Here is a 6,233-nt window from a genome sequence, read left to right as displayed (position 1 = left end):
GATCGGTCACAAGCTAGGCGAATTTGCACCAACACGTACTTACCGTGGCCATGCTGCGGATAAGAAAGCTAAAAAGCGCTAAGGAGTAGGTAATGGAAGCTATCGCTAAACATCGCTTTGCTCGCATTTCGCCGCAAAAAGCTCGTTTGGTTGCAGATCAACTGCGCGGTAAGCCAGTTGCTCAAGCTCTAGAAATTCTTAACTTCAGCAACAAAAAAGCTGCTGATTTAATCAAGAAAGTTTTAGAGTCAGCTATCGCTAACGCAGAACACAACGAAGGCGCAGACATTGATGATCTTAATGTTGCTAAAATCTTCGTTGACGAAGGTCCTACCATGAAGCGTATTATGCCTCGTGCTAAAGGCCGTGCCGATCGCATCTTGAAGCGTTCTAGCCACATCACTGTTGTTGTAGCAGACCGCTAAGAGACTAGGAGAGAAAGCAATGGGTCAGAAAGTACATCCTAATGGTATTCGTTTAGGCATCGTTAAGCCTTGGAATACCACTTGGTTTGCTAACAGCCAAGAGTTCGCTGACAACCTAGACGGCGATTTCAAGGTACGCCAGTTCCTTACTAAGGAACTAGCAAAAGCATCTCTATCACGCATCGTTATCGAGCGTCCTGCTAAGAGCATCCGTGTGACTATTCACACTGCTCGTCCAGGCGTAGTTATCGGTAAGAAAGGTGAAGACGTAGAGAAACTACGTGCAGCAGTAGCGAAGATCGCGGGCGTTCCAGCTCAGATCAACATCGCTGAAGTACGTAAGCCAGAACTAGACGGTCAACTAGTAGCAGACAGTATTTCGTCTCAGCTAGAGCGTCGTGTTATGTTCCGTCGCGCTATGAAGCGTGCAGTTCAGAACGCTATGCGTCTTGGCGCTAAAGGTATCAAAGTTGAAGTAAGTGGTCGTCTAGGCGGCGCTGAAATTGCACGTACTGAGTGGTACCGTGAAGGCCGTGTGCCTCTACACACTCTTCGTGCTGACATTGATTACGCAACTTCTTCGGCTCACACCCAATACGGTGTTATCGGCGTTAAAGTTTGGATCTTCAAAGGTGAAGTTCTAGGCGGTATGCCGGTTGAAGAGCCAAAGGCTGAGAAGCCTAAGAAGCAGCGCAAAAGCCGTAAATAAGGAGTTTATTGATGCTGCAACCAAAACGCACTAAATTCCGCAAGGCCTTTAAAGGCCGTAACCGCGGTCTAGCGAACGGTACTGAAGTAAGCTTTGGTGAATTTGGCCTTAAAGCTGTTGGTCGTGGTCGACTAACTGCTCGTCAAATCGAAGCTGCACGTCGTGCTATGACTCGTCATATCAAACGTCAGGGCCAAATCTGGATTCGTGTATTCCCAGACAAACCAATTACATCTAAGCCTCTTGAAGTTCGTCAAGGTAAAGGTAAAGGTAGTGTGGCTTACTGGGTTGCTCAAGTTCAACCAGGTAAAGTTCTATACGAAATGAACGGTGTTTCTGAATCACTAGCACGTGAAGCATTTAACCTTGCTGCACGTAAGCTACCAATCAAAACCACTTTCGTAATTAAGGCGGTGATGTGATGAATGCACAAGATCTACGCGCTAAAAGCGTCGAAGAGCTGAATGCAGAGCTTGTGAACTTGCTACGTGAACAGTTTAACTTGCGCATGCAAGCTGCTACTGGTCAATTACAGCAGACTCACAATCTAAAAACTGTACGTCGTGATATCGCACGTGTTAAAACCGTTCTGACTGAGAAGGCTAGCGCATAATGAGTGAGAAAATTCGTACTCAGCTTGGTCGCGTAGTTAGCGACAAAGGCGATAAGTCTATTGTTGTTGCTATCGAGCGTAAAGTGAAGCACCCGATCTACGGTAAGTACATCACACGCACGACTAAGCTTCATGCACATGACGAAAACAACGAGTGTGGCCTAGGCGATACTGTTGAAGTTTGTGAATGTCGTCCAATGTCAAAGACTAAGTCTTGGACACTTGTACGAGTAGTTGAAAAAGCACGTATCTAATTACTGACTTTTCAGCTATTTAAGTTAGCGGCCCTAAAAATTTTGGGGCCGTTCATTTTTTATCTACCCATCGAGCGAAAATGGTGTTATCATTCGCCGCCTTTGAAGAAAAGGCTTATCGACTCGTTTTGGGTCTAGATATTTAAAAAATTAGCGGAGCACTAACATGATCCAAATGCAAAGTATGCTTTATGCAGCGGATAACTCCGGCGCACGTAGCGTAATGTGTATTAAGGTTCTGGGTGGTTCTCACCGTCGCTATGCACATATCGGTGACATCATCAAGATTACAGTGAAGGAAGCAATTCCTCGCGGTAAAGTAAAGAAAGGTGATGTACTGAAAGCGGTGGTTGTACGCACCCGTAAAGGCGTTCGTCGTCAAGATGGCTCTGTCATTCGCTTTGACCGTAATGCTTGCGTATTGTTGAACGACACTACTGAGCAACCTATCGGTACCCGTATCTTTGGCCCAGTGACTCGTGAACTTCGTAACTCGAAATTCATGAAGATTGTATCACTAGCGCCAGAAGTACTTTAAGGAGCGACTATAATGGCAGCTAAAATCCGTCATAACGACGAAGTTATCATTCTTGCTGGTAAAGACAAAGGTAAGACTGGTAAAGTAACTAAGGTTCTAGCAACCGGTAAAGTTATCGTTGAAGGTATCAACATGGTTAAGAAACACCAGAAGCCGGTTCCGGCAATGGGTGTTCAAGGCGGTATCGTTGAGCAGGAAGCTGCGATCGATGCGTCTAATGTTGCTATCGTTAACGGTCAAGGTAAAGCGGACCGTGTAGGCTTCCGATTTGAAGACGGCAAAAAAGTTCGTTTCTTTAAGTCGACTGGCGAAACTATCAAGTAAGTTTGGAGTAGTACTATGGCGAAACTGCATGATTACTACAAAGAGACTGTTGTAAAAGAGCTTTCTGAAAAGTTTGAATACAAGAGTATCATGCAAGTCCCAAGGATCGAAAAGATCACACTTAACATGGGTGTGGGCGAGGCTATCAACGACAAGAAGCTGCTAGAGAATGCTGCTGCTGACATGACTGCAATTTCAGGTCAGAAGCCGCTAATCACTCTAGCTCGTAAGTCAGTTGCAGGCTTTAAGATCCGTGAGGGCTACCCTATTGGCTGTAAAGTAACCTTACGTGGCGAGCGTATGTGGGACTTTTTCGACCGTCTAATTGCAATTGCTGTACCGCGTATTCGTGACTTCCGTGGTTTAAACCCTAAGTCATTCGATGGTCGTGGTAACTATAGCATGGGCGTTCGTGAGCAGATCATCTTCCCAGAAATCGATTTCGATAAAGTAGATCGTGTACGTGGTTTAGACATCACAGTTACAACGTCTGCTAAATCTGATGAAGAAGCTCTAGCTCTACTGTCTGCTTTTAACTTCCCATTCCGTAAGTAAAAGTAAGGGTTACTAATGGCTAAAGAATCAATGAAGGCACGCGAAGCTAAACGTGCCAAGCTAGTAGCTAAGTTCGCTGAAAAGCGTGCAGCGCTAAAAGCTCTAATTAGCGACGTGAATGCGTCTGAAGAAGATCGCTGGAATGCAGTGCTTAAACTTCAGTCACTACCACGTGATTCTGCGAAGTCTCGTCAGCGTAATCGCTGTAACCAGACTGGACGTCCACACGGCTACCTGCGTAAGTTCGGTCTTAGCCGTATCAAGGTTCGTGAAGCTTGCATGAAAGGCGAGATTCCGGGTCTACGTAAAGCAAGCTGGTAATCCAGTAAGCAATTCAGAATCACGGAGTATTAACTTATGAGCATGCAAGATCCGATTTCGGATATGCTGACCCGTCTTCGTAACGGTCAGGCAGCGAAAAAAGTTGCTGTAAAAATGCCATCTTCTACGCTTAAAGTAGCTATCGCTGCTCTACTTAAAGAAGAAGGTTATGTGGCTGACTACACCTTATCTGGTGATGTTAAGCCTGAGCTAGAAGTTACTCTTAAGTACTTCGAAGCTAACCCAGTTATTGAGCAAATCCAACGTGTATCACGTCCTGGTTTACGCATCTACAAGAAAAAAGATGCGCTACCATCGGTGATGGGTGGCCTTGGTATTGCTGTTGTTTCCACTTCCAAGGGTCTTATGACCGACCGTGCTGCACGCAAAGCGGGACTTGGCGGTGAGATTATCTGCTACGTAGCATAATAGGAGTAGGATATGTCTCGTGTTGCAAAAGCACCTGTAGTTATTCCTGCCGGCGTAGAAGTTAAACTCAACGGTCAGGAAATTACTGTTAAAGGTTCTAAAGGCGAACTAGTTCGTTCTGTGAATGCAGCAGTAGTTTTAACTTTGGAAGAGAACAAAGTTACTTTCGGTCCTCGCGAAGGATTCGATAAAGCTTGGGCACAAGCAGGTACTGCTCGTGCACTAGTTAACAATATGGTTGTTGGTGTTACTGAAGGCTTCACTAAGAAGCTGACTCTTAAGGGTGTAGGTTACCGTGCTGCTATCAAAGGCAACGCTGTAGGTCTGACTCTAGGTTTCTCTCATCCAGTTGAGCACGAACTTCCAGCAGGTATCAAAGCTGAATGCCCTTCACAAACTGAAATCGTACTTACGGGTACTGATAAGCAGTTAGTTGGTCAAGTAGCTGCTGATATTCGCGCTTACCGTAGCCCTGAACCTTATAAAGGTAAAGGTGTTCGTTACGCCGACGAAGTTGTGCGTACTAAAGAAGCTAAGAAGAAGTAAGGTAACACTATGGATAAGAAAGCATCTCGTATCCGTCGTGCGACCCGAGCACGTCGTAAGATTGCTGAACTGGGCGCAACTCGCCTAGTTGTACACCGTACTCCACGTCACGTGTACGCTCAGGTAATTGCACCGAACGGCTCTGAGGTTATCGCAGCCGCTTCTACCGTAGAAAAAGCGATCCGTGAGCAAGTTAAGAGTACCGGAAACAAAGACGCTGCTACAGCTGTAGGTAAAGCTATTGCTGAGCGCGCGATTGAAAAAGGCATCTCTAACGTTGCATTCGATCGTTCTGGTTTCCAATACCACGGCCGTATCGCTGCACTAGCAGAAGCTGCTCGTGAAGCTGGTCTGAAATTCTAAGGTAGGCGGAAGATGGCTAACGAAAAGACACAATCAGATTTGAATGAAAAGCTGATCGCTGTTAACCGTGTTTCAAAAACGGTTAAAGGTGGTCGTATTTTCAGCTTTACTGCACTAACAGTAGTTGGTGACGGTAACGGTCGCATCGGTTTTGGTTACGGTAAAGCACGTGAAGTGCCAGCTGCAATCCAGAAAGCGATGGAAAAAGCACGTCGTAACATGGTTACAATTGCAATCAACGAAGGTACTCTTCACCACGCTGTTAAAGGTCGTCACACTGGTTCTCAAGTGTACATGCAACCTGCATCAGAAGGTACTGGTATCATCGCGGGTGGTGCAATGCGTGCAGTGCTAGAAGTTGCGGGTATCCGTAACGTACTAGCTAAAGCATACGGTTCTACTAACCCAATCAACGTTGTTCGCGCAACAATTGATGGTCTTAGTGGAATGAACTCTCCAGAAATGATCGCTGCTAAGCGTGGTCTTTCTGTTAAAGAAATTCTGGAGTAATCGACATGGCTAAAACTATTAAAGTAACCCAAACAAAGAGCTCTATCGGTCGTTTACCGAAGCATAAAGCATCTTTGCGTGGCCTAGGCCTTCGTCGCATCAACCACACTGTAGAACTTGAAGATACTGCTTGCGTACGCGGCATGATCAACAAAGTTCACTACATGGTTAAAGTTGAGGAGTAATCGTATGCGTTTGAATACTCTATCACCGGCTGCCGGTTCTAAGCCTTCTGCGAAGCGCGTAGGCCGTGGTATCGGTTCAGGTCTGGGCAAAACTTGTGGCCGTGGTCACAAGGGTCAGAAATCACGTTCAGGTGGTTCTGTACGTCCAGGCTTCGAAGGCGGTCAAATGCCTTTGAAACAGCGTCTACCAAAATTCGGTTTTACGTCTCGTAAGAGCCTTGTAACAGCTGAAGTTCGTCTAGCTGAGCTAGCGAAAGTTGAAGGTGATGTTGTAAGCCTTGAAACACTAAAAGCTGCGAATGTTATCACTAAGGACATCAAGTTCGTGAAAGTTGTACTTTCTGGTGAAATCGCTCGTTCAGTAACAGTGAAAGGCCTACGCGTTACTAAAGGCGCTCAAGCTGCTATCGAAGCTGCCGGCGGTAAAATCGAGGAATAATTAACTCGAGGATGAGGTACAG

General features: G+C 45.9%; 15 protein-coding genes and 1 pseudogene. All 16 read left to right on the top strand.

What is annotated here, in order from left to right; all coding sequences use genetic code 11:
- A pseudogene (locus tag SKA34_RS20780) lies at window positions 1-82 on the top strand (ribosomal protein S19 family protein); the annotation flags it as partial.
- Between the two features lie 10 nt (window positions 83-92).
- The gene (gene rplV, locus SKA34_RS20775; protein WP_005302797.1) at window positions 93-425 is read left to right on the top strand and encodes a 50S ribosomal protein L22; all 333 of its coding nucleotides are present in this window, start codon (window positions 93-95) and stop codon (window positions 423-425) included.
- Between the two features lie 19 nt (window positions 426-444).
- Window positions 445-1,134, top strand: a complete 690-nt coding sequence (rpsC, locus tag SKA34_RS20770; protein WP_005371002.1) for a 30S ribosomal protein S3 — start codon at window positions 445-447, stop codon at window positions 1,132-1,134.
- An 11-nt stretch (window positions 1,135-1,145) separates the two neighbouring features.
- Window positions 1,146-1,556, top strand: coding sequence for a 50S ribosomal protein L16 (gene rplP, locus SKA34_RS20765; RefSeq protein ID WP_006647436.1), 411 nt, complete (start codon window positions 1,146-1,148; stop codon window positions 1,554-1,556).
- The gene (gene rpmC / locus SKA34_RS20760) at window positions 1,556-1,747 is read left to right on the top strand and encodes a 50S ribosomal protein L29 (RefSeq protein ID WP_005370998.1); all 192 of its coding nucleotides are present in this window, start codon (window positions 1,556-1,558) and stop codon (window positions 1,745-1,747) included. The genes rplP and rpmC overlap by 1 nt, the downstream gene beginning before the upstream one ends.
- Window positions 1,747-2,001: a 30S ribosomal protein S17 gene (gene rpsQ / locus SKA34_RS20755; protein ID WP_006647435.1), complete on the top strand. Its 255-nt coding sequence runs from the start codon at window positions 1,747-1,749 to the stop codon at window positions 1,999-2,001. The genes rpmC and rpsQ overlap by 1 nt, the downstream gene beginning before the upstream one ends.
- A 166-nt stretch (window positions 2,002-2,167) precedes the next feature.
- The gene (gene rplN, locus SKA34_RS20750) at window positions 2,168-2,539 is read left to right on the top strand and encodes a 50S ribosomal protein L14 (protein ID WP_006647434.1); all 372 of its coding nucleotides are present in this window, start codon (window positions 2,168-2,170) and stop codon (window positions 2,537-2,539) included.
- A gap of 12 nt (window positions 2,540-2,551) precedes the next feature.
- On the top strand, window positions 2,552-2,863 hold the full coding sequence (gene rplX / locus SKA34_RS20745) for a 50S ribosomal protein L24 (RefSeq protein ID WP_006647433.1): 312 nt from the start codon (window positions 2,552-2,554) through the stop codon (window positions 2,861-2,863).
- 15 nt (window positions 2,864-2,878) lie between these two features.
- The gene (gene rplE, locus SKA34_RS20740) at window positions 2,879-3,418 is read left to right on the top strand and encodes a 50S ribosomal protein L5 (protein ID WP_006647432.1); all 540 of its coding nucleotides are present in this window, start codon (window positions 2,879-2,881) and stop codon (window positions 3,416-3,418) included.
- Window positions 3,419-3,433: 15 nt separating this feature from the next.
- Window positions 3,434-3,739 (top strand): 30S ribosomal protein S14, encoded by a 306-nt coding sequence (gene rpsN / locus SKA34_RS20735; protein WP_005370985.1) that lies wholly within the window; start codon window positions 3,434-3,436, stop codon window positions 3,737-3,739.
- A 36-nt stretch (window positions 3,740-3,775) separates the two neighbouring features.
- The gene (gene rpsH, locus SKA34_RS20730) at window positions 3,776-4,168 is read left to right on the top strand and encodes a 30S ribosomal protein S8 (RefSeq protein WP_006647431.1); all 393 of its coding nucleotides are present in this window, start codon (window positions 3,776-3,778) and stop codon (window positions 4,166-4,168) included.
- A 12-nt stretch (window positions 4,169-4,180) separates the two neighbouring features.
- Complete coding sequence (rplF, locus tag SKA34_RS20725) at window positions 4,181-4,714, top strand: 50S ribosomal protein L6 (RefSeq protein ID WP_006647430.1); 534 nt, start codon at window positions 4,181-4,183, stop codon at window positions 4,712-4,714.
- Between the two features lie 9 nt (window positions 4,715-4,723).
- Complete coding sequence (gene rplR, locus SKA34_RS20720) at window positions 4,724-5,077, top strand: 50S ribosomal protein L18 (protein ID WP_005370979.1); 354 nt, start codon at window positions 4,724-4,726, stop codon at window positions 5,075-5,077.
- A 12-nt stretch (window positions 5,078-5,089) separates the two neighbouring features.
- Window positions 5,090-5,587, top strand: a complete 498-nt coding sequence (gene rpsE, locus SKA34_RS20715; RefSeq protein WP_005370977.1) for a 30S ribosomal protein S5 — start codon at window positions 5,090-5,092, stop codon at window positions 5,585-5,587.
- Between the two features lie 5 nt (window positions 5,588-5,592).
- The gene (gene rpmD / locus SKA34_RS20710; RefSeq protein WP_006647429.1) at window positions 5,593-5,772 is read left to right on the top strand and encodes a 50S ribosomal protein L30; all 180 of its coding nucleotides are present in this window, start codon (window positions 5,593-5,595) and stop codon (window positions 5,770-5,772) included.
- Window positions 5,773-5,776: 4 nt separating this feature from the next.
- Entirely contained in the window at window positions 5,777-6,211 is a 435-nt protein-coding gene (rplO, locus tag SKA34_RS20705) for a 50S ribosomal protein L15 (protein ID WP_005370970.1), read from the top strand.
- The last annotated feature ends 22 nt before the right edge of the window (window positions 6,212-6,233 follow it).

It is taken from the genome of Photobacterium sp. SKA34 (assembly GCF_000153325.1).
Classification (GTDB): Bacteria; Pseudomonadota; Gammaproteobacteria; order Enterobacterales; family Vibrionaceae; genus Photobacterium.
Note: the sequence above shows the minus strand (reverse complement) of the source record. Positions and strands in the feature narration are given on the sequence as shown.

What these genes read in the sequence shown, in the direction of transcription:
- rplV (WP_005302797.1), top strand. Translation starts at nt 93, where the DNA reads ATGGAAGCTATCGCTAAACATCGCTTTGCTCGCATTTCGCCGCAAAAA.
- rpsC (WP_005371002.1), top strand. Translation starts at nt 445, where the DNA reads ATGGGTCAGAAAGTACATCCTAATGGTATTCGTTTAGGCATCGTTAAG.
- rplP (WP_006647436.1), top strand. Translation starts at nt 1,146, where the DNA reads ATGCTGCAACCAAAACGCACTAAATTCCGCAAGGCCTTTAAAGGCCGT.
- rpmC (WP_005370998.1), top strand. Translation starts at nt 1,556, where the DNA reads ATGAATGCACAAGATCTACGCGCTAAAAGCGTCGAAGAGCTGAATGCA.
- rpsQ (WP_006647435.1), top strand. Translation starts at nt 1,747, where the DNA reads ATGAGTGAGAAAATTCGTACTCAGCTTGGTCGCGTAGTTAGCGACAAA.
- rplN (WP_006647434.1), top strand. Translation starts at nt 2,168, where the DNA reads ATGATCCAAATGCAAAGTATGCTTTATGCAGCGGATAACTCCGGCGCA.
- rplX (WP_006647433.1), top strand. Translation starts at nt 2,552, where the DNA reads ATGGCAGCTAAAATCCGTCATAACGACGAAGTTATCATTCTTGCTGGT.
- rplE (WP_006647432.1), top strand. Translation starts at nt 2,879, where the DNA reads ATGGCGAAACTGCATGATTACTACAAAGAGACTGTTGTAAAAGAGCTT.
- rpsN (WP_005370985.1), top strand. Translation starts at nt 3,434, where the DNA reads ATGGCTAAAGAATCAATGAAGGCACGCGAAGCTAAACGTGCCAAGCTA.
- rpsH (WP_006647431.1), top strand. Translation starts at nt 3,776, where the DNA reads ATGAGCATGCAAGATCCGATTTCGGATATGCTGACCCGTCTTCGTAAC.
- rplF (WP_006647430.1), top strand. Translation starts at nt 4,181, where the DNA reads ATGTCTCGTGTTGCAAAAGCACCTGTAGTTATTCCTGCCGGCGTAGAA.
- rplR (WP_005370979.1), top strand. Translation starts at nt 4,724, where the DNA reads ATGGATAAGAAAGCATCTCGTATCCGTCGTGCGACCCGAGCACGTCGT.
- rpsE (WP_005370977.1), top strand. Translation starts at nt 5,090, where the DNA reads ATGGCTAACGAAAAGACACAATCAGATTTGAATGAAAAGCTGATCGCT.
- rpmD (WP_006647429.1), top strand. Translation starts at nt 5,593, where the DNA reads ATGGCTAAAACTATTAAAGTAACCCAAACAAAGAGCTCTATCGGTCGT.
- rplO (WP_005370970.1), top strand. Translation starts at nt 5,777, where the DNA reads ATGCGTTTGAATACTCTATCACCGGCTGCCGGTTCTAAGCCTTCTGCG.